The following is a 23711-nucleotide window of genomic DNA, read 5'->3' as shown; positions in this document are numbered from 1 at the left end:
CCAGGCACGCGCCCTCAGGGTCCTTTTTCAAAGAGACCCCGAGGGGACATAGTTTTGCACCGTTTTAAAAAACTTCTGGGTTATGTCGGCGTCTTTGTTATAGTCTATACTGCATTGTTCATATATGTCGGTTATTTTCAGGTAAAAGCGCCTTTCACTGGCACGTATCTCCCTAATCCTGTCCAGTAACTCATCAAAATAATCTTTACCCAGGGGTTTACCTTGTTTTAAGCGTTCATCGTCAAGCACAAAGCCTTTGATGATATATTCGCGCAGGGTTTTGGTAGCCCAGATCCTGAATTGCGTGGCTTCAAAACTGTTTACCCGGTACCCAACCGCTATTATAGCGTCGAGGTTATAAAATGCCGTAGAATAATTTTTACCATCACTGGCAGTTGTTTCCATTTTGGAAACAACTGAAGCCTCCACGAGTTCATTGCTTTCAAAAATGTTTTTCAAATGCTTACTTATTGCCGGTACTTCTACCCCAAAAAGTTCGGCCATACGCTTTTGCGTAAGCCAAAATGTTTCGGCGTTAAAAATCACTTCAACTTTTATATTGCCTGCGGGGGTGCTATAAAAAATAATATCATTTGATTGCGAAAATTCACCCATATTCAAAACCATATTTTGTTAGTCGTTTTAAAGTTAGCTATAATTATTAGCAATTTAACGCGCTTTAAACTCAAATGCGATTTCGGAATTCGGATGTTCGATTTCAGATTTTTTTATTTTCGGATTTCGGAGTTAGCGTTTAGAATTTACCCCTCACCTCCGCGCAGATCAGCCAAAAAAAGTCTTGCTACCCGATACTTACTACCTGATACTAAAAGCCCCGCATAAGCCAAAAAAATCTTGCTACTTACTACTTGATACTAAATGGGCGTTCCCTGCGGGCCGGGCTGTGCGCTCATACGCCTGCAGGCATTACGCTCATGGGCCTGTATCCGCTGCCATCCCTAACGCGAACGCGGGGAAACAAACCCAAGTACGGCACCTTTGGTATAAATGCTGAAACGGTTTAGCGCGAACATTAAAATGAGTAAAGGCGGAAGATGCTAATACGTTTTAGCACAGGTGTTGAGTAAAGGTTTGAGCGTTGGCTCACCTGTGCTTTGATCTGTATTTGTTTAAAGGAAGTCACAAGTGATCCTCCCACACGCAGCCGCACAACACTTGCGCTAAGGGGGAGGGGTGTAAATAGTCGCGTTGTTTTTATAATCAATTTGTTTTTATATATTTATATGTTGCCTTTAACCTATAAATCACTACAATGTCAAATATTCAAAAATGGCAAAAATCGCTGCTACCATTTATGCAGATTGCCATTGTTTTATTAACTGTTTTTTATCTCGTCGCCTCGTATTTGCAATTTAATGCAGTTACAGAAAAAATCCAGAAGCCAATTTCAGCAGATTTGAGCAAGATAACGGATGTCTACACATTGGGCAAAATGACGAACAATGCAATTACTTCTGCGGATAAAAAAATGATGATTCAGGCAACTTTTGAGGCCTATACGGTGCAAGCTAGGCAGCAAAATTTAGAGGTTCTTTTAATGAGCCGCACCTGGATAAAGTATCTAGGTTTTATCACTGGAATGATATTGTGCGTCGTCGGATGTACGTTTATTTTGGGCAAGCTAAGCGATAAAAATCCAACCTCTGGCACGGCCACTGTTAGCCAAGCACAGGTCAGTATAAAATCGAATTCGCCAGGGCTTATTATGGCTGCTTTGGGTACAATACTTATCGTAACTTCAATTATAACTCATCAAAACATAGAAAAAACGGATGGCAATATTTATCTTAATAGTGATGTAAATACATCGGTCATTGTTCACGATACCGTAATACTAACAAAATTCAAGGAACAAATAGGAAAGGGTACTTTAAACCAACACCCGAATCCGGAAGTTAAACGGCCACCTGGTTTTTAACCGAATATACCATGAAGAAATTAATACTCGTTTTCGTTGTTTTTTCCACAACCCTTGCGAATGTAAATTGCCAGACAATTTCAAGAATAGATACTAATTTTAAAGCAGGGCATTATCAGATGGTTGTTGATGAAATTGATATATACCTCAAACATCATTTACCGACGCTCAATTTAGATCTGATGAAAATTAGCAGCCTTTGTTTGTTGGGTAAGTCAACCTCTTCTAACGAGGCATATGATTACATAATTCATGCCTATCGTTTGTCTGGGAATGACGAACTACTGATTAATCAAATGAAATCGAGTTGCGACGGACAAACAATTGAAAATCTGCATAATATTACTGCTGCGACGCCGAGTGCAAGTGTCAAACTTCCAGGAATCTCCGGAAAGCTGGGTAGAACTACACATCAATTTAGTTTGGCGAAAGCCGGAGACACCGTGAAAATAATACATCCTATAACTTATGCTGAACTAGGTGCCCGATGCTTAATGGTAGATACAAACAAAACGGACAGTGCGAAGCTTTTTTATAGTAGATTGTATGATTCGTTTAAATTTAAAAATTATGAGTTAAACATATCCGGTAGCTTTGTTATTACAACAATTGGGCTGCATATATCTAAAGATGAGTTTAACAGTATCGTAGCGAAACTAAATACGTACTATAAGTTTTATATTAATCAGTACGGAATGCAGGCTTCTCACAATTATATTCAGATATTTCTGGCGGCCGACGCAAAAGAACTAAACAAATTCTCTTCCAAGGTACACGGGTTCCGTTCGCCCTCGTATAGTCTGGGTTACTCAAGCTTTGAAGATAATTGTATTGCATCTATTGCTTATGTTGCCGGGAAGCCTTTAATGGGTAGTACTTGTCATGAGTTATTCCACATCTTATCCCACAATTCATTTCGGAGTTTACCGCCTTGGTTGGAAGAAGGGATGGCTTCCCTTTATGAAGTATCAGAAATTAAATCTGACAGTACTATTTCGGGATCCAATAGCTGGCGGCTTCAATTTCTGGCCTACCATCATTTGAGTGTTCAATTTAAAACAATGAGATTGAATGAGCTTCTTTCAAAAAATTGGCAAACATTTAACAAAACAGATGAAAAACACTGGTCTAATCAAAGCCTGAATTACGCTTACAGTCGTTACCTGATGCTTTACTTACAGCAAATGGGAACCCTTGTTCCATTTTTTAAGGAAGCATCTTCCTATTCGTATATGAACATTGTGATTGATCCAGTTACCGATTACGAAAACATAGTAAACAAATACACCACTAAATTACAGAATTTCGATGAGTTATTTAAAGCATGGGTGTATAAACAATACTTGGCAAATAAATATTTGACCGATTAATATGGGATAGTATTATAAATAAGATCCAAATTTTTGAGGAAGTTCTTTTAACCCTTATTCGGATCATCTCGAACAGCAATTTACCTGCACTTTTTGTTAAGCTGTAATTCCTTTTTAACGTTGTAAGGCTACCGGCACAAATAAGAATTGTAACCTCTGGCCAAGCTTGGTTGGAAGGCGGTGACAATTCTATTTTTTGACATCCTATTTGGTGCCCTTTGCTGGTACACGCACGTCGTGGCCGTTGCACAACTTAGCCGCGAAAAAAATATACGTTTTGTAGTCGTTTGACATGCTGAGATTTGAATACTGGCAAACTTGTTTCTATCAATTGTTGAATATTTAAATCTCAGATGGTTGATCGGCAAGATTTCAAGCCTTGTAATTTATGCCCTTGGTTGTGCAACAGCCACGAGACGCGTACCCCTGTGGATGGGCATTGCCGTAACGAGGAAAACAAACCGGGCATTCAAAAATTAGTCAACTAATGATTTTATTGGTGTTTATTTTTATACCTTGCTTAACCAAATTCTAAACCTATGTCAATCACAAAAACTCGAAAAATCGCATTTAACACAATTATAAAAAGGAAATGGGGCTCTGGCGATGAAAGCCCATATTTTGAAATGGCAGAAATAGTCAAGTATGTTTTAACGCTTGGCAAAAAAGAAAAACAGTTCGAAATGAAAGACGACAAATTTTGTCTTTTACAAACTGCAAAAACTGAGAAAGTTGCCAACGGTACAGTTATAACTGGGTTCTTTAAAAGTGCGAGACATACGTTTAGGCCAAATCTTTTAGATCGAACTACAGGAGACGAAAGACCTAGTCCAAAAAGGCTATCTGAAGGTGATATTGAAAAAACACATTTCGCTATAAAAATAATAGTAGATGAAGTATTCTTAGTTGTCGAAATAAATGGGAATGGTGTGTCGTCTAATCAAATCGTCGAATATTTCAGCGTTTTTACTAAAAAATACCTTACATCGAAGCAATTGCCAAAAAACTTCACCGTTAAATTTTTCAAAATGGGAAGGCCGGATTTCTTAGCAGAAATCAAATCGATGAAAAGAATTAAACTAGCAAAAATATATTTTGACAAAAAACTTTTGGGGAGTAGTTGTTTGGCGTTCTCAAACAGGACGAGCAATCTGCAACGAGATTTGGAACTTACTGTTAAAGCCGATAAAGGAAACGATATTTCTGAAACGGCCATTGATTTTTATAACTCTTTTACGGACAGTATTAAAACCAGCGTTTCAAAAGTAAGGATAGAGGGCAAAGACAGTAATGGAACAGAGGTTGCGTTAGATACTTCATTTATGGAAAAGCTTGACAGTGTAAACGTTTCAGTAAACGTCACAACCGGAGAGGTAGAAAGCACTGAAATTTTATCAGCTTTAAAAGCATTTACAAAGGATTTGAAATAGCTATGTGGTTATTAGTTTTTATAGAATATTTTAGAACAACCAATACCAAAGCGTTATTGCTAAATTTGGCAATAGCGGCATTGATTTGTTTTGGAGTATTTTGGCTACCTAACCCCGACAGCTTAATCAAGCTCATAGAACAATTTATTAATAATTCTACAAGTGTTTTGAGTTTATTAGTTGGTTTTACAGTGGCGATGTTTACATTATTAATTACTGCATCTAATCCTAACATTGATGAAATTAAATCCACACCGACCGATTATATTTTATACGACGAAAGGGTTAGCATATACAAGATGTTATTGATCAAAATGGTTTACATTATTCTTATAGAAAGTATATTGTTACTGTTTAACTTATTATATCCTTTCTTTTTTGAATCGAGTACTAAGCTTGGGAAAATATTTTTTGGGATTGATGCGTTTTTACTTACTCATATTATTTTAGCCAATATCAACAATACTGTCGATTTATATTTTGTACTAACTAAAAAGAATTAAGTCAACCGTCTGCTAGTGCACACGTGTCGCGTGTGTTGTTTTCCAATTACCTAATGCCGAACTGAAAGAAGACATACTGACATATAGACATCGTGATAGGCCACAAGGGAGACCCTTGCGGCCGCAGGCGCACATGCGACACATGTGCGCCTGCGGCAGTTATGCTTTTGAAAATGGCGTTTTCATAAGCCAATCATAAATCTCCTCTATATAAGAAAGTTCGTCACCCGTTACGTAATATGTATGAGAATTTTCGTTCCTAATTCTATTTAACTCGACTATCCATTTTGTTTTCGCCTCTTTCCCACCCGATATTTTTTCCTCACCTGGTTTAGTAAACGTGTGCTCGAATAGTTTTTGCCAGTTTTTTAAAATGATCTCTCTATAATCAATTAAATGTAATTGATCCCAAGGTTCTTTTTCATCTTCTTCATCGTCTATTTCACGATTTTTTTTCGCAGCTAAGGCTATAGCTTCAGAATAGGTCTTTTCTGGAACGCCTTTTTTGAACCAATTTTTGCCAAACTCTTCCTCTAATTTTTGTTGTACAACTCCTTTTAGATAAGTATTTTCTATTTCTCTGATATATTTAAATGCAGCTTCATTGTTTTCTTTTTCCTCCTTCTTTATGTACTCATTTAGGCCTTCAAAATGTATTTCAGGAAAATCTTCCCTTAAGGCGATTTGCAGTGTTCTCCAATATTTGGCATCGCCAGGCGTCCCGTATGCAGATTTTAGTTCATTTATTTTTATCTCATCAATTCTTTTATAAAATTGAACTATTGTATTTAAATAAATCCTAGTCTCTTCAAATATTTCTTTAACAGATGTATTCTTATCAATAATATCATGATTTAACAAATGATTGATGCAATCATTTAGAAGCATAGTCAAGCCATAAAAACCTTTATTTATTACTATTATGTTTCCTTCTTGACTCCATAACTCTTCGAGTTCATCTTTTAAGTAACCAAAACAGGTTATTAAAAAATCCGAAATATTATGATAGGCCCTGTTAAGGTTTCCTGTGTAAAAAGTACCTGTCTTTTCAACTTCTTTAGCTTTTACTTTTCCTAAAAAGTCACTCTTTGATAATGCTATTCCAATCTGTTGGGTTGAAATGGCCTTTTTATCTTCGCCAATAGATATTTTATTAAAGAACGGTGAATTTCGATCCTCACCTAATTTTATGGCTATTCTTGATTTTAGCGCCCTGATTTGATCTATGTAACTTTCAGAATCCCACAGTAGATCTGCGTCTAGAGTATTTCTTAAATCTTTAGATACCGGTTTTTGATTTTCATTAATTTGCATGAATAATCTTACCTGTTCAGAGCGTTCTAAGTTCACCAAAGCAACAACTGGTATTGTATTTGTATTTTTATATCGTGAGTTTGAATAGCCATATAGACGATGTTGGCCATCTATTATATACGCTGCTCGATATTTTTTGGGAAGATGAAGTATGCCTATCCTTGATATTGCCTCCAATACTTGATTACTACTCCTTTCAAAAACTAGTTCTTTGTTTTTATCAAGGACAATATTTATTATCACAGAATTTGGGAAATACCCTCCTTCATCTTCGATAAATTTGTGTATTTCTTTTAGTCGAGTTTTTTTTATTAGCCTTTGATAGGTGGGCATCATATTTTCGTTGGCCTTATTTCTATGTAAAACATATCCAATTTTTAACAGTTTTTCCGGTTCAATTGAAAATGAATAATAAATATGCCCCCCCATCTTGCCTTCTATCGCAGGGATCCTATTTTCTAAATCTGGAATTTCTTGTCCAGAGAACAATGAACCTAAAAGTTGGTATCTTGCCGCAATCCCTAATTGGGAATGAAGGGAGTAGTAGTAATCAATTACTTCTTCTGAAAAGTGGGCTGCATCTATTTTAGCCAAAATGGCCTCATCATCCGTAGAAATCCCAATATTTCGTGTGGCTAAAATATATTTGAATTTTGGCTTTGTATGGGGATACAGGGCAAGAATGGAATTAATAATACCCGCTTTTTTATATTTTAAATCTTCCAGTTCTTTCGTAAAAGTGCATTGTGTATTCTTTAAAGAAGATCGACAATCAATAATAAGTACTGTTTCTTCATCTTTGGCAAACACATCAATCCTATGTACTAATGACAAATCCTTTTTATCATAGGGAAAATCAAAACTCTCTCTATTCAAAGTTTTAAAATCTAATTGGGCAAAAAGAGCCCAGACCTTATCTTTAAATAACGTTTCATTGGTTTTGGGTTTTGAAATTTTTGTTTTTGATTTTAGTATGGCGTCAACCTCCCAACCATCTTCGAGTTTTTCTTGAAGAGCGGAAGAGCCGTTGTTAAAACTTTCCTTATAAAAGTCGAGTTTTTTAGTTCTCAGCAATTTCTGTATTTCCTCTTCGTCAGATATAATATTACTAAAAATTGAATCCCGTATCTGTTCTGTCATAACTTAATGTTTGTAAAAAATAATTCCGTTGTTTGTCCCCGTGTAGCTTTCCTTCCACCTATGGAATTTCCTCTGGATAACTCCGTTTTTTTGTCTCCTTTTTCAAATATTTCATTTATGGTTGCGTGATCTGCATTAGTTAAAATATAGAAAGCCCCCATATTTTTAATTTCATCAATCATGCTACTTAATCTATATTGGTCATCAAGAGAAAATATTTTTTCGTTATATTTAATAAATCCATTATTGTTGTGAGATACAGTGTAGGGTGGATCAAGAAATACCAAATCTCCAGGTTTTACATTTGTTAAAATTGAATGAAAGTCGTCCCGGAAAATCGTCGTGTTGGATAGAGCCAAACTCGCTATTCGTAACCCGTTGCTATTTAAGAAATAATCTTTTTCCCGAAATCCATATGGAACGTTATATTTCCCTTTTAAATTAACACGATAGATTCCATTATAAGATGTTTGATTGAGGTATATAAATTGTGCCGCACGATCTAATTGGTCATCATAAATAGTTTCCCTTATTTTATAATAGTATTTTTCTTCATTTTTAAACGACTTTAATTTTTCGATAACGCCATCGACGTCGGTTTTTATTGTTTGGTATGTCTCGATTAATTCACCATTTAAATCTGAAAGAAAAGAATGACATTGCGGCGATAAATAAAAATATGTAGATCCTCCACCGAGAAAAGGTTCGTGGTAGTTGTTAAAACTGGATCTCTTGACTTCGGCTAAATATTTAATAAGCCACGATTTTCCACCAGCCCATCTTAAAAAGGGCTTTGCTATTTCTATCATGTTTGGGTTTAGGCCCTTCATTATTAGGCTGATGAATGTACTGATAAAATTTTGTTTATCAAATAGTTCTATATTTGTATTAACGGTGGTTTGGCAAAGAATTAAATCGTTGCCGTTCTTAGTGCAAGTCTCCTGTGATTGCCTGCAGGTTAGGTAACTTGTGACTTATATCCGAAACCTTTCACAAAGCAAAAGTCGGCCATCGCGCAAAATGTATTGCTCAATACTTTCGCTAAAAAGTGCAATATGTTGATGGCAGTTTCATTGTTTGTCTCTGCGTAGCTGGTGGGTAGTTTATCCATCATGTTCACTAATCGTTTCTAATAAATAGTATGAATGTTGAAAATATATATTTGGTTAAAGTAACTTTGATTAAATAATATTGATATGCCAACCGCAACCCAACTAAAAATACTTGTTGAAAAACTACAAACAGAATTAGGTAAAGACTATGAATTATCCTATAAAGGTGTTTACCTGTATGTAAAAGTTCCTTATAAAGATGATCGTAAAAATAAGGAAGTTGAAATCCTTGAAATGATTAAACGAATTGATGATGATAAAAACGATGGGTACCTCCTAAAGATTATATATGAAGATGAAGTTATAGAGGGTATATCATATAGAAGGGAGATTGCCGAAGATTTAAATGTGTCATTACAAATTGCTGGTAACGTTTACTTACAACAATCTAAAATATATATCGATATTAAGGGTGGCAGCACTGATACAAATCATGCATTAACATTAAAAGATATCAGTAAAGCCGTAGTTAGGCATACCTATTTTGAAGTTATAAAAGAGTATCCTTATAGAAGTCAACCAATAATTTTCCACCTAAGATTTATAGGTGGTACCATCGACTTTGCAATTGGGACTTCAAATAATTTGATATTAGAAAAATTGGAACCGTTGGATAAGTTGGATGTGAAAATTTTGGAAAACTTATGCACCAATCAAAATGAAGGCTTTCAGGAAATATCTTATTTACCCGATTATTCAAAAGACGAATTTGTTTTTTCTTTAGAGAGGCTTGCAGGTAATGATGTTATTGAAATAGAAAATTTTAACCCTGATACGTATATTAACGTTTACAATAATGGGCGGGAAAAAGATAATTTTCCAACATCGTTCCAAGTGAAGTTAAATGATAGTAAGTACCTGAGATATTTTTAATTCGTTATAAATGAAACTTGTGGTGAAGCATAGGGCGGCCATGGCAAAGTCCGCTTCCGCCGCTGCCGCAAGGGTCTCCCTTGTGGCCTTCATGCAAATCGCAACGCTCATTTGCAGCATAAATCAAAAATCTATCCCGCAACCCACGTTAGTGATGGCAGTGGATACCGGCCTCGCGCCTAATGCCATGTGTGCGTATGAACGTACAGCACGGGCCGCAGGCAACGACATTTTAAATTCAAAAGTTAAAATTCAAAAGTCAAAAAAGGGAATCGGTCATTAGTTCATTGGTTCACTGGTTCATTAGTTCATTGGTGGGATGGTGGGTTAGGAGTAGGCTTGTTGATTTACTGGTTCATTAGTTTATTGGTGGATGGTGGGGGAGTTGTATGCCGGCGGAACCGGAATCCGTTGCTTCTGCCTCCTGCCAATGCTATTCATAAGGAATTAAGATTGATTTAATACGGAATACCGAATGCCCGATATCGAATAATGAAGGAGAATCTTCGGCGTTGGACATTCGAAATTCGGTGTTCGATATTATTTGTCCTCCTGTTTTTCTTAACTTAACAGCACGGCCCCTTCCTCCGTGAAAGGAATGGCGCATTCCCTCAATTTATTTCTTCCGGACACCTGTGTTATAACCCCCAACAACGGCGCGGCGCTTCATAAAAAAGGTTCGGTTGCCTAATTCAACCGAACCTTTTTTATTTGGATTTGCCCACTACCCACTGCCCACTGCCCACTGCAAACCGCCCACTTAATTATTGCCTTTCACCCTGCCTTTTTCATCGTCGGCGCCGCTGCGGTGCTGGCGTACTTTGATGGAGTTGTTGCCAAAGTTGTAGGTAAGGGTAAGCCGGCCTACCCTCGAGTCGTTTCGTTGCCTGATATCGAAGTTGTTGCCAAGCTCGTTGCTGCTTAGGTTATTGCGGCGGATGTTAAATACATCGTCGCAAGCCACTTTGACATTCAGCTTTTTATTATAGAAGGATTTGCTGAGGCCAAGATCGACCGAGTAACGGGGCCTTATTTTATAAATACCGTAGGTTAACCTGGATTGGTAATCGCCCATAACCTCTAACCGGGCGCCGGCAAACTTAAAGGTTTGGGTTGTACGTGCCTGGTACGCCCACTGGCCATTGTTAAAGTTGAAGCCTGCAAGCGAATCGGATTTAAAGCCGAGGTAAAAGGCTGTTACGTTGATATTGCCTTCCCACCATTTGGTAATGGTGAAGGGGGTGTTGATGTTGGCATTGTAGCCTGTTTGCGTTTGCAGGTTTTTATTGGTTTGAAATGTTTTTTCGCCTTCGGTTAAAATCAGCTCGGTAATGGCATCGGTGGTGCGGCTGTAGCCCAGGCTAACATTAATGGTTTTATTATAGGTGTAGTTAAACTCGAAGTTTTGGGTATACTGCGGGTTAAGGAAGGCATTACCTTTTTGAAAGGTATACGGATCGAGATAAAAAATGAAGGGGTTAAGCGCATCATAACCAGGCCTATCAATACGGCGGCTGTACGACAGGCTTACCTCGTTTTTATCATTGATGGTGTGGTTAATAAACGCGCTTGGGAAAAAGTTAAGGTAGCTGCGGTTTACCGGCGTGCTGCCAATAAGGTTGCCGTTTGATTGGGTATGCTCGGCACGCAGGCCCACCTGTATAGATGTTTTTTTGAACTGCTTGTTCAGGTTAAGGTAGCCGGCTTCAATTTTCTCGTCGTAAATAAAGTGGTTGCTGCGGCCTTTATCGTTAATATATACGCCGCTGCTGTCAATCTGGGCCCTTAAATCGTTATCGGTTTTAACGTTACTGTATTTGGCGCCGGCTTCCAGTTTTATGGTTTTGGTAAGCGGTTTGGTATAATCAACCTTGGCAGTATATATGGTAATGGTTGACGGGCTTTGGTTACGCAATAACTGCGACGGGCGCTGCGGGCTGCCATCGGCTAAAAAATAATCGGTAGTGTATTGCGCGTTGTTGCTGTTGTTAAATTTAGAGTAATCAAGGTCGAAGCTTAGTTCCTGGCCGCTGGTGTCAATTTTAAGCCTGTCGTTAAGGTTAACGGCTATGTTTTTGTAGGCCTGCTCAAAAATTGAATTGGTGCGCAGCGATGAATCGGCAGCGCCATATTTGGTGCCTATTATGGTAGATGTGCTGTTGTGGTTGTTTTCGGTATTTGAATAGCCGCTTACCACAAAGCCAATGGTATGTTTGGGGGTAAGGTCGTAGTCGGCGCCAATGCGGTAATTATTATAATGATTGGCATCGGGCATAAATGACTGCTGGTTAAAATAGTTGGTAACCCCCTGGGCGTTGCTCACCACGCGGTCGAGCAGTAAGTCGTGCGCGCGTTTGCTGTCGCCGCGGCTAAAAGTGCCAAACACATTCAGGTTGCCATCCTTATGGTTAAGGTTAAGGCTGCTGTTATCTCTCCAATACCTGCCTTTGGCCACGCCGGCCGTAATACTGCCATTGGTACCCGACTGGGCATTCTTTTTTAATTTAATGTTGATGATACCCGAGTTACCCGCGGCATCATATTTGGCCGATGGGTTGGTAATAATTTCGATAGATTTAATGGTATTGCCATCCGTTGAGCGTAACAGGGTAGCCAGTTGCGCGGCGGTAAGGTAGGTAAGCTTATCATTAATCATTACGGTTACACCCTGTTTGCCTTTAAGGCTGATGTTATCGTCTTTATCAACGGTTACGCCGGGGGCCCGTGCCAGTATTTCCATAGCGGTGTTGCCGGCGGCGAGTACGCTGCCTTCTACATTCATTACGGTGCGGTCAATTTTGCGTTCAACAAGCGGTTTGGCGGCGGTAACGGTAACCGTTTTTAAAGTGGTATTGCCGGGCTGCATGTTTAAAACGGGCACTTCAACCTTAGTTGAGCCTTCGGTAACGGTAAAAGGTTTGCTCACCGCTTTAACATAACCTACAACGGTGGCTTTTACCAGGTATTTACCCGCGGGTATTTTATCAAAGGAGTAAACGCCATTATCGTTACTTAAAGCGCCTTTAACTATGGTGGAGTCGGTTGCTTTTATGATGCTTACGCTGGCGTAGTCAAGCGGTTTGCCCTGGTCATTTACCAGCGAGCCTGATACTTTGGCGGCACCCGTATTGCCGGTTTGGGCAAAGGACGCGCTCCAGCTGATAACTACAAGCAGGAGTGTGTATAATATATGGTTGATTTTAGTTTTCATTATTGTGTTGTTAAAAAGTTTGGGCAATACAATGCCGTTAAGGAAAATAGCTCCTTTTAAAATTTGTAAATAAGTTTTTAGCTGTTTTGGCGGTGGCCTTAAGTGTGTTTAGTAGTTATTTGATATAAGCTTTTTATTCATAGTGTATGTCAGTTTAAGGCTGGCCAAGGGGCAAGTGCCTTCGCCGGGACCTGATCTGTAATTTTTGTGTCTTTTTGTATTAAGATGCACAATAGGGTACTTTGGTTACAGAGAAATTAAACTTTTTAACGCAGGGAATAAATTTTTAGCAATATTTATGATAATGGCCTGGCCTATTGGCTGGCTGCTACCGGGTTGGGTTGGCGCAGTAACAAATGGATTTGGTTTAACGGCAGGTGGCGGGCTTGGGGTAAATGTAACGCAATAAAAAGCAATAATAAGCCCGCTAAATAATAGCAGGCTTATATATTTTACAACTGATCGCATTTTACGCTATACAACGATGTGGTTTTATTGCTGATTTGCATTTTTAAGACTATCGGCTACCTCCTGCCTTCTCAGGCTGTCGATAGTGGCCTGCGGTACCGGCGGGATATCGCATTCGATGCCGTTTTCTTTCATGATAAATTTTGCGCCAAGCGGATTAATCGGTTTGTTGCTTTGCTGGCAATCATAAGGATTAAAACCGATGTTAACATCCAGCCTGGTATCAATAACCAGCTTGGAGTTCAAGGGTACCTTTAAGGTAAGGTGCAGCTCCTGCCCGCGCCACAGCGTACCGGCGGTCCTTTCCAGGTGACGATCAAATTTCAACACCGAGTCTTTTTGGATAAAGCGGTAGGTAATATTTTTTGTATTGGTAAGCGCATCCTCATAATCGCGGCCGCGGGCGGTGAATGATTCAACCAAAACAGGTTGTGCTACATCGCTTTTTTCAATGTCGATGCTTACGCGGTTCGGGCCGTCCATCTCTTCGTTGCCATTAAAGTCGTCATCTAAAATAACCATGCCGTTAAAACGCTCTTTTATGCGCAGGCGGGTGCTATCCTCGTTGCTCAGGTATTTGGCATCGTTAAGCTGCAGGTAATAGGTGTTGTTTGCCGGGGCTTTAATGTTAATGGTGGTGTTTAGCCTTGCGCCTTCCCTAAAATCAACAGATGCCCTTACACCGTAATATACTACCGCGCCAAGCGCGGCCAGCCATACACATAATAAAGTGGTGCCAACCGAGCGGTTGAATGATGCGTTACGGAACAGAAAGCCGATAATGAGTAATATAATTGCGGTTAAAGGGATAGCCAGCAATAAAAAGCCGCCTGCTATAAATACAAGATTGGTATTATGGTTAACTATATTGAACGGAAATATATGGTAGATATCTGTTTTGCCGAACGCTAAAAACATAATAACAACCACAATAAGTGCAATAGCAAGGCCAAAACAGCCCAATAATATACCACCGGCTATTATTTTACCAAGCAAGCTGCCGGCACCCCGTAAAAACACGCCAAGGTGGTCAAAAAAATCGCCGATGAAATCGCGGGTTTTGTAAACAAATGGCCTGGCCTCGTGCTGAAAGTTGTGCAGGTTTTCTTTAACCGAACTCAGTTCTTCTTCGAAGCTCTTTTTAAAACCTTTCAGGTCTTGTTTCTCGCCTTTCATAGCCATCCTGTCGGCACGGCTAACGGCTTTCGGGATCACCATCCACAATATAACATACAAGAAGAAGCCGCTGCCTGCCACACAAAGGAAAATTACAAAGGCCAGCCTGATCCAAACGGCCGGGATATCAAAATAATTGGCAATGCCTGCGGCAACACCGCTCACCAGGTGATCATCCGGATCGCGAAAAAGCCGGCGACGTTCGGTGTTATAGGCATAGGAGGTGTTTCCGGGCGCTTTTGCATCGTTTTCGGCCGATTCAAAGTCCTCAACCGAGCCCATTTGCTCAATTACAAGCTTTACGTCCTGCTCAACAATGACTTGCTTGCTTTGGCTTGCTAAAATTTCGTTAAACATTTCGGCAATGCGGTTTTCGATGTCGGTTGTTATCTCCAGGCTATCGGCCGAGGTTGAAAAATGACGTTTTACATCTGTCATGTAAAGTTTAAGTACGTCATAAGCATCCTCTTCGATGTGAAAAACGATGCCATTTATGTTGATGATGATAGTTTTGTTCATGATGGGTAATAATTTCAGGTTTTTTTATTTTCTGTCTCCAATGGCCGTTTGCACAGCATAAACCAATTCCTGCCAGGTTTTATCCAGCTGTTCCAGCACATTCCGGCCCTCGTCTGACAGTACATAATACTTTCGGGGCGGTCCTGAAATCGACTCGACCCAGTTGTAAGTGAGCAGTCCATTGTTCTTTAAACGGGTTAATAGCGGGTACAGAGTACCCTCAACTACAAGCAGTTGGGCTTTCTTTAGCTCAGCAATTATGTCTGAAGCATATGTTTCGCCCTTGGCTATGATGGATAGGATGCAGTACTCCAGTATGCCCTTCCTCATTTGGGTTTGTGTGTTTTCGACGATCATAATACAAAGATATATGTTTAAGATTGTATTATGCAATACATAGTACTAAAATTATTAATATTTATTATTAAAGATGCTTTTTTTAAAAAAAAGTCATCTTTTTAAAGATTTTACTTGACTTTTTGATAATGTAACATTACTTTTAACATTAATTAACTATTAACTGATCTTATTATTAACAAAATGAAAAAACTTCTACTAGCAAGTTTGTGCTTTCTGTTGTTATGCCTAACACAGGTGCACGCACAAAACCGTACAGTTACTGGTACGGTTACGGCCAAAGACGATGGCTTACCCATTCCGGGAGTATCAGTGAAAATCAAGGGGACTTCAAGCGGTACGCAAACCAACGCTGCCGGTAAATTCTCTCTAAGCGTATCTCCGGGCGCGGTGTTATCCTTCTCTTTTATTGGATACGCTGCCCAAGAGGTTGCAGTAGGCTCAAAAAGCTCATTTGATGTTGTGCTGCTAAGCTCAAATAGTCAGTTGAACGAGGTTGTTGTAACCGCATTGGGTATCCAGAGACAGGCTATTTCGGTAGGTTACTCTACATCTAAAGTATCTGGCAAGGACATTACGCAGGCAAAACCGATTAGCGTAACCAATGGCTTAACCGGTAAAGTATCGGGTTTGCAGGTTACAAGTACTAACAATGGTTTGTTTGCTCCTACACGCGTAACCTTACGTGGTAACAGGTCTTTGCTTGGTAACAACCAGCCGCTTTACGTTGTTGACGGATCTATCTTCTATAGCGATATCAGCACGCTGAATCCAGAGGATATTGCCGAAACAACTGTATTGAAAGGATCAAGTGCATCTGCGGTTTACGGTTCTGATGCGTCAAATGGTGTTATTGTAATCACTACTAAACACGGTACTAAGGGTACGTCTGCATTAACAGTGTCTTCAACTTATCAGATTGAGAAAGTTGCTTACATTCCGGAATACCAAACCCGTTTTGGTGCAAACGGTGGTGAGGGTGAAGTATTTGATTTTACAAAATTTGTGAATCCAGACGGAACTTATACTTACTACCCTTATGAAAACCAGAGCTATGGCCCGGAATTCAATGGTCAGTTAGTGCCAATTGGCCGTCCGTTGCCTGATGGCACATCTGAAATGGTACCTTATGCTGCTGTTAAAAACCAAAAGAAGGATTTTTTTGATACAGGTATTACTACCCAGCACAACTTTAACTTCAACTCTGGTGATGAAACAGGTAGTTTCTATATGTCTGGTCAGGATATCAAAACGAAATCTACCATGCCCAAAGATGAAGGTCGCAGGGATGTGTTCCGTATAGGAGGTGACAAAAAGTATGGTAATTTTTCAGTTACTTATTCGGCGGCATACACTTATAAAACCACAAACAGGACTAGTACAGGTGATGTTTACAACGACTTGATCGAATCGCCGGTTAATATTCCCGTTGTAGATTTGAAAGACCCTAACAGTAAATATGGAGGTGTTGATGCTTATTACAACGATTATTACATTAGCCCGGGCCAGATTATTAAGCAAACTAGGTTTTTAAATACAGAAAACCATATCCAAGCTAACTTACAGGCTAATCTAAAGTTGACAAAGTTTTTAAGCTTATCATACCGTACCTCGATAGATAATTCGTTAACCCGTTACGAAAACAAAGATGCCGGCAGAACTTACAGTGATTTTAGCAAAACAAACGCTGTTATGATTTATCCAAATAATAATGGCGGTACCGATAAAGTATTGGATGATGGTGCCGGTCACAAATATTCTGCCAACGATGTGTTACCATCTTACGGAACAGGTAACTCAGGCGTTTTACTATATAGCTCAGATTTCCTGGCTAACTTTAATGTAAAACTTCCTTATGATTTTAAGATAGACGGTACCCTTGGTGTAGCATATCTTGAAAACAGAATTAATACAACCAATATCGGTCAAACTTCAATTAACTTTTTACCATACGCCGTATCAAACTTTACAGGTATTTCAACCAGCACAATTGGCCAGGTTCAATACCTTGCCCGTAAAATAGGGTACTTTGGTACTGCCACTTTGGGTTATAAGAGCTACGCTTTCTTACATGGATCATATCGTACCGACTTAGACTCGAGACTGTCTGATAAGAATAAATACATTCCATACTACGATATTGATGGTACTGTTGTATTGAGCGAGATATTTAAAGGTATAGCCGATAATGATTACCTTAACTTTGTTAAAGTTCGTTACGCGCATTCATTAACAGGTAACGCTTCGGCATTGGCCGGCGGTTCTCCTTACATGGCTTACGGTGCTTACCTAACTACCCCTACTATTGTTTCGGGTGGCGGCATCCCTGGCTATTACCTTAATACTACTATTGCCAACCCTGACATTAAACCTGAAAAAGTTACTGAAGACGAAGTTGGTTTGGATTTAGGCTTCCTGAAGGACAGGCTGACCTTAACCGCATCTGCTTACAAATCAACCACCAAGGACGGTATCGTATTTGCTCAGATTTCCCGTGCTTCAGGTTCTACATCGGCATTATTAAATGCCGCAAACTCTGAAAACAAAGGTTTAGAGTTAGATTTACACGGTACAGTAGTTAACTCAACTGCCGTTAAATGGAGTTTAGGTGTTAACTACACTAAACAAAAAAGTAAAGTAATTAGCATCGTATCTGGTGTAAATGAGGTGATAATCGGCGGCAACACTTATGGTGTTGTAGGATTGCCTTATGCCCAGATCAAAGGTTATGACTGGAACAGGGACCCGGCTACAGGCAAAGTTATAGTTGATGCCAACACTGGTTTGCCAACCAGGGCTTCAGCAACTACCTCACTGGGCAATGTTAACCCAACCGATCTTTTAGGCTTCACGTCTTCATTAACCTTCAAGGGAATTACTATGAATGTTACTATTGATTACAGAAGTGGTTACAAAATATTTAATGCTATTGGAAATACGCTTGACCACGCTGGTAATGGCGTAACTACCACACTTACAGGTCGTCAGCGCTTTGTGTTCCCGAACTCTGTTTACAAAGACGCAAACGGAAATTATGTTGATAACACCAATATTCTTACCCAAGATGGTAACTTTAACTTTTTCCCAACTACCTGGAGAGGCGTTGACGCCAACTACGTAATCAGCGCAGCCGCCTGGAAATTACGTGAAGTTTCCTTTAACTACAACTTACCAAAAGCATGGTTGAGAGATGTTAAATTTGTTAAAAACGTTAACATTGCAGTATCTGGTCGTAACCTGTTAATGTTCCGTCCGTCAACCAACAAATTTACCGATCCTGAATTCAACGATGATACCAGCAACGCGGTTGGTAGAACCACTTTGAACCAGTCTCCTCCGACAAGATTCTTCAGCGGAACATTAGCTGTAACTTTTTAACAAAGAAATTGATAGAAAAAATGAAAACGAAAACAATATTTAAGAGGAGAGTTAACCTCGGTTTACTTTTCTCGGCTGTGATGTTAACGGCGATTGTAGGGTGTCAGAAGGGTACTTTTGATGTCAATAAAGACAATCCTAATAGCCCCACCTCGGTGCCGCCTCAATATTCATTAAAATCGTCATTAGTAACAACGGCTGCTATTGTGCAGGGTGGTACTGGTGACGTATTAAACAACTGGATGGGTTACTGGACTCAGAGTGGTGGCTTTACACCAAGTACAACTTATGTATTGTACCAAATAACAAGCAGTGATTATACAGGTAACTTTGACGCGGTTTATCTTAACCTGGCAAACTATAACTTGTTGCTTAAAACGGCAAATGCCGCTCCAAACCTTGCAAATTATAAGGCAATTGCCACTATAATGCAGGTTTTTATGTACCAGCGATTGGTGGATTTGTATAATAGTGTACCATACAGTGCAGCACTAAGTGCAAATTCTACATTCTCATATAAGTATGATGATCCTGCTACAATTTACAAAAGCCTTGTTGCAAAATGCGATTCGGCTGCAGCGATCATTGACGGCGCGCCAAGCGGTGCTTTAGTTCCGGCCAGTAATTTTGATGTTCTTTTCCAGGGAAACATGGACAACTGGAAAAAGTTTGCTAAAACAATGAAGCTGAAACTTTTAATGCGCGAAACAGAAAATGGCCTTGGTACAACCCCTGCCGCCTCATCTGCTGCAGTAAAGGCGGCCTTGGGCACTACTACCGCTGCTGATTATTTGACGGTTGATGCTGCTGTTACTCCGGGTTACTCAGCAAATACTAATGGTGAATTGAACCCATTTTATTATGATATCGTTGCTAACAACACTGGTTTAAATGGATTGAACACTGTTTATTATCGAGCCAACAGCTATGCAGTTAAATTTTATCAAGACCACAATGATCCACGTGTAAATTATATTTACGCGCCATCTGGACAAGAAGCTGTAAAATATACTTCTCCAATAAGCGATATCACCAAAGTAAAAGGTAGGGCATACGGCAGCAATAATGGCAACGGTGAATCTAATACAGTGATTTCTGGGATTTTAGGGACTGGTTTTACAGCAGCCGGTGCTCAAAAAGGCCCTGCGCAACCAGCTTTATTACTTCCATATTTTGAAACAGCGTTTTTAATAGCAGAGGCTACAGAACGTGGATTTATTGCTGGAAATGCATCGGCGGCTTATTTTACTGCAGTTGAAGCTGATTTTAAATTCTTGGGTTTAACATCTGCCGCCGCAACAACGTATACCGCTCAGGCTGACATAAGGACCAATTATGCTACAGCAACAAACAAAATTGAGCTTATTGTAACTCAAAAATGGGCTGCAATGAACTCTATTGATGCTTTGGAGTCATATAGCGATTGGAGAAGAACAGGATATCCACTTAGTCTCCCAGTTTCAGCATATCCGGGCGTATCAGTAACGCACATTCCATATCGTTTGCCTTATCCGGTCAATGAAACTACTTTGAATGGTGCCAATGTGCCGGCGGGTGGTAAAGGTACAGACTTATTCACATCTAAAATATTCTGGATGAAATAAGCTTCCTGCTTATAATGATGAAATAATTAAAAATATAAAGAAATGAAAAAATTAATCATACTATTAGGAGTCCTTACCGTCTCGCTTACGTCTTGCTTAAAAGATAAGCCAAACGTGGATTTTTCAAATATCGGAGCGTTTGCAGAACTTGTGCATGCCGGTAAAGCGTATTTTAGCAGCGATGCGGTTACTGACGACCCTGATGCTAACGGTAAAATTACAAAGACCTTCCAGATTAATATAACAGGGCAATATGCGCCAACGTCTGATGTTAATGTAGTTATTGCAGTGGATAATTCCTTAATAGCTGCATACAATGCCTATGATAACGCAAATGTATACCAGGCTATCCCTGCTAATTCATACAGCTTGCCGGTGACGACGGCTACTATTAAGGCTGGAACAAGGTTGGCGACATTTACTGTTACCTTTGTTAAAAGCAACCTCGATCCGTCAAAAAGTTATATGTTGCCTATTGTAATCAAGAGCGCAAGCGGCGTTACATTGAGTGCCAACTATAATGTTAAATATTATCACTTTATAGGTAATGATTTTGCAGGAGCCTATACCTGGAACTACAGCAGATGGAATGATGGGATAGGTGTAGGAAGTCCGAATACCAACAGTACAACCAGTGGAGCTATTTTGCCGGTATCAGCGACAGAATTTGCGATGAAAACAGGGTATGTAAATGGAGAAGCAATGTACGATGTAACATTTACCCGCACTGTTAGCGGGTCGGTAATAAGCTATACAAACTGGACAATTAAATTTAATGCAGCGAATGTAGCAATATATACCGACGAGGGTTTAACAACTTCTGTTGCGCCTCACTTTATATTAACCCCACCTGCAACAAATGCTGATGCGAAGGTATTTAAAGTAGGCCATACAACGGGTGCAAGTTTCCCTCGATTTATAATTGATACTTACACAAAATAAATAAGCATAAAGTTTTATTTATTTAGGACCACCTTAATGGTGGTCCTTTTTTTGTGTAGAAATTATAATTAAAGGGTTGATTTTGAATGTGTTTATTCTTAGCTTTAAGGATTAAATATTTAATATGAAAAAATATGTTTTAACCTCGGTTTTGTGCATTGGGGCCGCCTATTTTGCGAAGGCACAAATTGTAACCGCATCCGGTACAGTAAAAAACGAAAAGGGCGAGGCTGTACGTTCGGCTTTGATCCAGGAGGAGGCAGATACTAAAACAGCTACTTATACAGATTCACTTGGCTTTTTTAGCCTGCCTTTAAAAAGCAATACAGCCCTTTTGGTTATTGCCAAAGGTTATAAAGATGAAAAAGTTAGTGCCAAAGATAACCTGGTTGTGGTTTTGAAACCTGGTAAATCATCGCTGAAGGCGCTATCATTAGATGATCCTGCTAAGACGAAAACAAGTGACGCCCCTTTAAATAGTACACAGGGATATTCTTTTTTTAACGTATCTGCGTCGAGAAGCGGCGGTAACCTATTTAACGTTAGCACAAAAGAAGATACCAAAGGCAGCCGTTACTTAGTTGGTGATGGCTGGGCTAAAGGATATGTTGTTGATAAGAATGGGGCTTCCATTAAAAACGATAATTTTAGCTACAATTACGACAAGATAAACGGATCGTTACTGTTAACCCAGGACAAACGCGCCGCTGTTGATGTGGATCGTGACCAGATTAAGAGTTTTACTATTTATGATAAACTGGACCAACCTCAAACCTATGAACTTGTTACCAGCATAGACCCAACTCATTATAGCCAGCTTTTGTCTAATGGCGGCAAATACAAAGTATATAAATATACAAAAACAACATTTGTTAAAGCGAATTTTCAAACTAATGGTATGACTTCAACAGGTAACCGTTACGATGAATACGTTGATGAGCCAACTTATTACGTACTTAACGTTAAAACTTCGGCTTTGCAAAAAATATCTCTAAAAGCAAAAGCTATCAAACAGGTTTTCGCTGCCGATGCGGATAAAGTAAAAGCGTATTTCAGCGATCATGCTGATGATGATATTAACGATACCTTCCTGAGCAACCTTGCCGATTCATTGAATTAGCAAATTGGGAAAGAATATATTTTTAAAAAGACCGTTAGCATAAAACCTAATGGTCTTTTTTATTGTAATTTAAATGAAAATTTTACCGGTTTAAAATGAAAATAAAACATATAGCAGCGCTCGTGTTGTTCATGATAACATGCGACGTTTTAAAAGCGCAGACAGGCACAAACAGCATTTCATCTACGGGGATAATGTCTGGTACAGGGATGGCCTATAACCTGGTTAACAATGAAGGTACCAAGGGCAGCAGGTATTTATTTGACACCTGGGTTAAAGGTTACGTTACCGACAACAAAGGAAATACAGTTAACAGCGAAAATTATACATTTAATTATGATAAAATAGGGGGCGCATTACTACTGAGCCAGGATAAACAAACCGCCATTGCCGTTGATAAAGAACATGTGAAAAACTTTGTGGTTTACAATAAGGAAGATAAGGCTATGGCTTTTGAATACGTGCCTGCAATTGATGCCACGCACTATTGCGAAGTATTGGCAACCGGGAGCAAGTATAAAATATATAAGCTTACCAAAACCAGGTTTATAAAAGCCGATTATAAGAACGATGGTATATCATCAAGCGGCAACAAATATGATGAGTATGTTGATGAACCTGCTTATTATGTAGTTGATGCTAAAACACCAGCACCACAAAAAATAAGCTTAAAAAATAAAGCCATTAAGCAAGTTTTTGCAACAGATGCGGATAAAGTAAAAGCATTTTTTACTGAGCACAAAGACGACAATATTGACGAAGCATTCTTAGTGGCCCTCGGCAACTATCTGAATCAGTAAATTAGTAAGCACGACGTTGTTTGCGGCCTGCTTGCTAATTCGGGGCTACTTTTTATCCACACTATATTTACCCGGGCCTATAAATATTAAGCCGGCAAATACTATGGCATCTTCAATAGCATGAGCCGCATCGCCCAGGCCGCCGCCGGTGCGCAAATGCATTAGCGCAGCTATAACCAGGTTGATAAACAATAAAATACATACCGGGCGGAATGCAAGCCCGATAATAAGCAGGAACCCGCCCAGCAGTTCGGTAACGGCTGCCAGTAAGCCCCACACCATGGGTAAAAAGTGAATGCCAATATATTTCATTGATCCGCCAAGCTCGGTCCATTCCTTAGGGCCTCCCATCAGCTTAGGGTAGCCGTGGTAAATAAACATAACGCCCAAACCCACGCGGATAATTAAAAGTCCGAAGTTTTTGTAATTGCCTAAATTGCTAAATAATGCCATGT

The 23711-nt window shown here is 39.4% G+C and carries 18 protein-coding genes; 11 read left to right on the top strand and 7 right to left on the bottom strand.

Translation table 11 applies throughout. The annotated features are described in order from the left end of the window. Nucleotides 1–27: 27 nt before the first annotated feature. Entirely contained in the window at nt 28–627 is a 600-nt protein-coding gene (rhuM, locus tag ACFGVS_RS18420; RefSeq protein ID WP_274210607.1) for a RhuM family protein, read from the bottom strand. 646 nt (nt 628–1273) lie between these two features. On the opposite strand from rhuM, the gene ACFGVS_RS18415 reads away from it, so the two are divergent. The 4 genes from ACFGVS_RS18415 (at nt 1274) to ACFGVS_RS18400 (ending at nt 5242) form a co-directional block, all read left to right on the top strand. Next, a complete protein-coding gene (locus tag ACFGVS_RS18415; protein ID WP_439695083.1) occupies nt 1274–1939 on the top strand; it encodes a hypothetical protein in 666 nt (221 codons plus the stop codon). 11 nt (nt 1940–1950) lie between these two features. Continuing rightward, nucleotides 1951–3309, top strand: coding sequence for a hypothetical protein (locus ACFGVS_RS18410; protein WP_439695082.1), 1359 nt, complete (start codon nt 1951–1953; stop codon nt 3307–3309). Between the two features lie 539 nt (nt 3310–3848). After that, nucleotides 3849–4739, top strand: coding sequence for a hypothetical protein (locus ACFGVS_RS18405; protein ID WP_439695081.1), 891 nt, complete (start codon nt 3849–3851; stop codon nt 4737–4739). Between the two features lie 2 nt (nt 4740–4741). Continuing rightward, nucleotides 4742–5242: a hypothetical protein gene (locus ACFGVS_RS18400; protein ID WP_439695080.1), complete on the top strand. Its 501-nt coding sequence runs from the start codon at nt 4742–4744 to the stop codon at nt 5240–5242. A gap of 159 nt (nt 5243–5401) precedes the next feature. Here the strand turns inward: ACFGVS_RS18400 and ACFGVS_RS18395 are convergent, their stop codons facing one another. Beyond that, nucleotides 5402–7696: a DGQHR domain-containing protein gene (locus ACFGVS_RS18395; RefSeq protein ID WP_439695079.1), complete on the bottom strand. Its 2295-nt coding sequence runs from the start codon at nt 7694–7696 to the stop codon at nt 5402–5404. After that, complete coding sequence (locus ACFGVS_RS18390) at nt 7693–8505, bottom strand: DNA adenine methylase (RefSeq protein ID WP_439695078.1); 813 nt, start codon at nt 8503–8505, stop codon at nt 7693–7695. Before ACFGVS_RS18390 ends, ACFGVS_RS18395 begins: the two co-directional genes overlap by 4 nt. A gap of 387 nt (nt 8506–8892) precedes the next feature. Between ACFGVS_RS18390 and ACFGVS_RS18385 the strand changes: the two genes are divergently transcribed. Together ACFGVS_RS18385 and ACFGVS_RS18380 are read left to right on the top strand one after the other, a co-directional pair. Continuing rightward, complete coding sequence (locus tag ACFGVS_RS18385) at nt 8893–9681, top strand: hypothetical protein (RefSeq protein ID WP_439695077.1); 789 nt, start codon at nt 8893–8895, stop codon at nt 9679–9681. 10 nt (nt 9682–9691) lie between these two features. Beyond that, nucleotides 9692–9964: a hypothetical protein gene (locus ACFGVS_RS18380; protein WP_439695076.1), complete on the top strand. Its 273-nt coding sequence runs from the start codon at nt 9692–9694 to the stop codon at nt 9962–9964. A gap of 477 nt (nt 9965–10441) precedes the next feature. Here the strand turns inward: ACFGVS_RS18380 and ACFGVS_RS18375 are convergent, their stop codons facing one another. The 3 genes from ACFGVS_RS18375 to ACFGVS_RS18365 form a co-directional block, all read right to left on the bottom strand. Further along, a complete protein-coding gene (locus tag ACFGVS_RS18375) occupies nt 10442–12892 on the bottom strand; it encodes an outer membrane beta-barrel family protein (RefSeq protein ID WP_274210601.1) in 2451 nt (816 codons plus the stop codon). Nucleotides 12893–13384: 492 nt separating this feature from the next. Beyond that, nucleotides 13385–15055 carry a PspC domain-containing protein gene (locus ACFGVS_RS18370; protein WP_439695075.1) on the bottom strand — a complete coding sequence of 557 codons (1671 nt, stop codon included), beginning with the start codon at nt 15053–15055 and terminating at the stop codon, nt 13385–13387. 24 nt (nt 15056–15079) lie between these two features. Beyond that, entirely contained in the window at nt 15080–15412 is a 333-nt protein-coding gene (locus ACFGVS_RS18365) for a PadR family transcriptional regulator (protein ID WP_090639171.1), read from the bottom strand. Between the two features lie 183 nt (nt 15413–15595). On the opposite strand from ACFGVS_RS18365, the gene ACFGVS_RS18360 reads away from it, so the two are divergent. From ACFGVS_RS18360 to ACFGVS_RS18340, 5 genes are all read left to right on the top strand, one after another. Continuing rightward, a complete protein-coding gene (locus tag ACFGVS_RS18360) occupies nt 15596–18790 on the top strand; it encodes a SusC/RagA family TonB-linked outer membrane protein (RefSeq protein ID WP_439695074.1) in 3195 nt (1064 codons plus the stop codon). 20 nt (nt 18791–18810) lie between these two features. Continuing rightward, a complete protein-coding gene (locus ACFGVS_RS18355; RefSeq protein ID WP_439695073.1) occupies nt 18811–20394 on the top strand; it encodes a SusD/RagB family nutrient-binding outer membrane lipoprotein in 1584 nt (527 codons plus the stop codon). A gap of 42 nt (nt 20395–20436) precedes the next feature. Further along, nucleotides 20437–21336 carry a DUF1735 domain-containing protein gene (locus ACFGVS_RS18350; RefSeq protein ID WP_439695072.1) on the top strand — a complete coding sequence of 300 codons (900 nt, stop codon included), beginning with the start codon at nt 20437–20439 and terminating at the stop codon, nt 21334–21336. A 124-nt stretch (nt 21337–21460) separates the two neighbouring features. After that, the gene (locus tag ACFGVS_RS18345; protein WP_439695071.1) at nt 21461–22456 is read left to right on the top strand and encodes a hypothetical protein; all 996 of its coding nucleotides are present in this window, start codon (nt 21461–21463) and stop codon (nt 22454–22456) included. Between the two features lie 95 nt (nt 22457–22551). Then, nucleotides 22552–23256, top strand: a complete 705-nt coding sequence (locus ACFGVS_RS18340; protein ID WP_439695070.1) for a hypothetical protein — start codon at nt 22552–22554, stop codon at nt 23254–23256. Between the two features lie 45 nt (nt 23257–23301). On the opposite strand, the gene ACFGVS_RS18335 is transcribed toward ACFGVS_RS18340, so the two are convergent. Continuing rightward, entirely contained in the window at nt 23302–23709 is a 408-nt protein-coding gene (locus ACFGVS_RS18335) for a DoxX family protein (RefSeq protein ID WP_439695069.1), read from the bottom strand. Nucleotides 23710–23711: the final 2 nt, after the last annotated feature.

This window comes from Mucilaginibacter sediminis (genome assembly GCF_051903035.1).
Classification (GTDB): domain Bacteria; phylum Bacteroidota; class Bacteroidia; order Sphingobacteriales; family Sphingobacteriaceae; genus Mucilaginibacter.
The sequence above is the reverse complement of the archived record's forward strand: the minus strand, read 5'-3'. Positions and strand labels throughout refer to the sequence as shown.

Bases quoted from the DNA above. Each gene is read 5' to 3' on its own strand.
- rhuM (WP_274210607.1), bottom strand. From the start codon at position 627: ATGGTTTTGAATATGGGTGAATTTTCGCAATCAAATGATATTATTTTT.
- ACFGVS_RS18415 (WP_439695083.1), top strand. From the start codon at position 1,274: ATGTCAAATATTCAAAAATGGCAAAAATCGCTGCTACCATTTATGCAG.
- ACFGVS_RS18410 (WP_439695082.1), top strand. From the start codon at position 1,951: ATGAAGAAATTAATACTCGTTTTCGTTGTTTTTTCCACAACCCTTGCG.
- ACFGVS_RS18405 (WP_439695081.1), top strand. From the start codon at position 3,849: ATGTCAATCACAAAAACTCGAAAAATCGCATTTAACACAATTATAAAA.
- ACFGVS_RS18400 (WP_439695080.1), top strand. From the start codon at position 4,742: ATGTGGTTATTAGTTTTTATAGAATATTTTAGAACAACCAATACCAAA.
- ACFGVS_RS18395 (WP_439695079.1), bottom strand. From the start codon at position 7,696: ATGACAGAACAGATACGGGATTCAATTTTTAGTAATATTATATCTGAC.
- ACFGVS_RS18390 (WP_439695078.1), bottom strand. From the start codon at position 8,505: ATGATAGAAATAGCAAAGCCCTTTTTAAGATGGGCTGGTGGAAAATCG.
- ACFGVS_RS18385 (WP_439695077.1), top strand. From the start codon at position 8,893: ATGCCAACCGCAACCCAACTAAAAATACTTGTTGAAAAACTACAAACA.
- ACFGVS_RS18380 (WP_439695076.1), top strand. From the start codon at position 9,692: ATGAAACTTGTGGTGAAGCATAGGGCGGCCATGGCAAAGTCCGCTTCC.
- ACFGVS_RS18375 (WP_274210601.1), bottom strand. From the start codon at position 12,892: ATGAAAACTAAAATCAACCATATATTATACACACTCCTGCTTGTAGTT.
- ACFGVS_RS18370 (WP_439695075.1), bottom strand. From the start codon at position 15,055: ATGAACAAAACTATCATCATCAACATAAATGGCATCGTTTTTCACATC.
- ACFGVS_RS18365 (WP_090639171.1), bottom strand. From the start codon at position 15,412: ATGATCGTCGAAAACACACAAACCCAAATGAGGAAGGGCATACTGGAG.
- ACFGVS_RS18360 (WP_439695074.1), top strand. From the start codon at position 15,596: ATGAAAAAACTTCTACTAGCAAGTTTGTGCTTTCTGTTGTTATGCCTA.
- ACFGVS_RS18355 (WP_439695073.1), top strand. From the start codon at position 18,811: ATGAAAACGAAAACAATATTTAAGAGGAGAGTTAACCTCGGTTTACTT.
- ACFGVS_RS18350 (WP_439695072.1), top strand. From the start codon at position 20,437: ATGAAAAAATTAATCATACTATTAGGAGTCCTTACCGTCTCGCTTACG.
- ACFGVS_RS18345 (WP_439695071.1), top strand. From the start codon at position 21,461: ATGAAAAAATATGTTTTAACCTCGGTTTTGTGCATTGGGGCCGCCTAT.
- ACFGVS_RS18340 (WP_439695070.1), top strand. From the start codon at position 22,552: ATGAAAATAAAACATATAGCAGCGCTCGTGTTGTTCATGATAACATGC.
- ACFGVS_RS18335 (WP_439695069.1), bottom strand. From the start codon at position 23,709: ATGGCATTATTTAGCAATTTAGGCAATTACAAAAACTTCGGACTTTTA.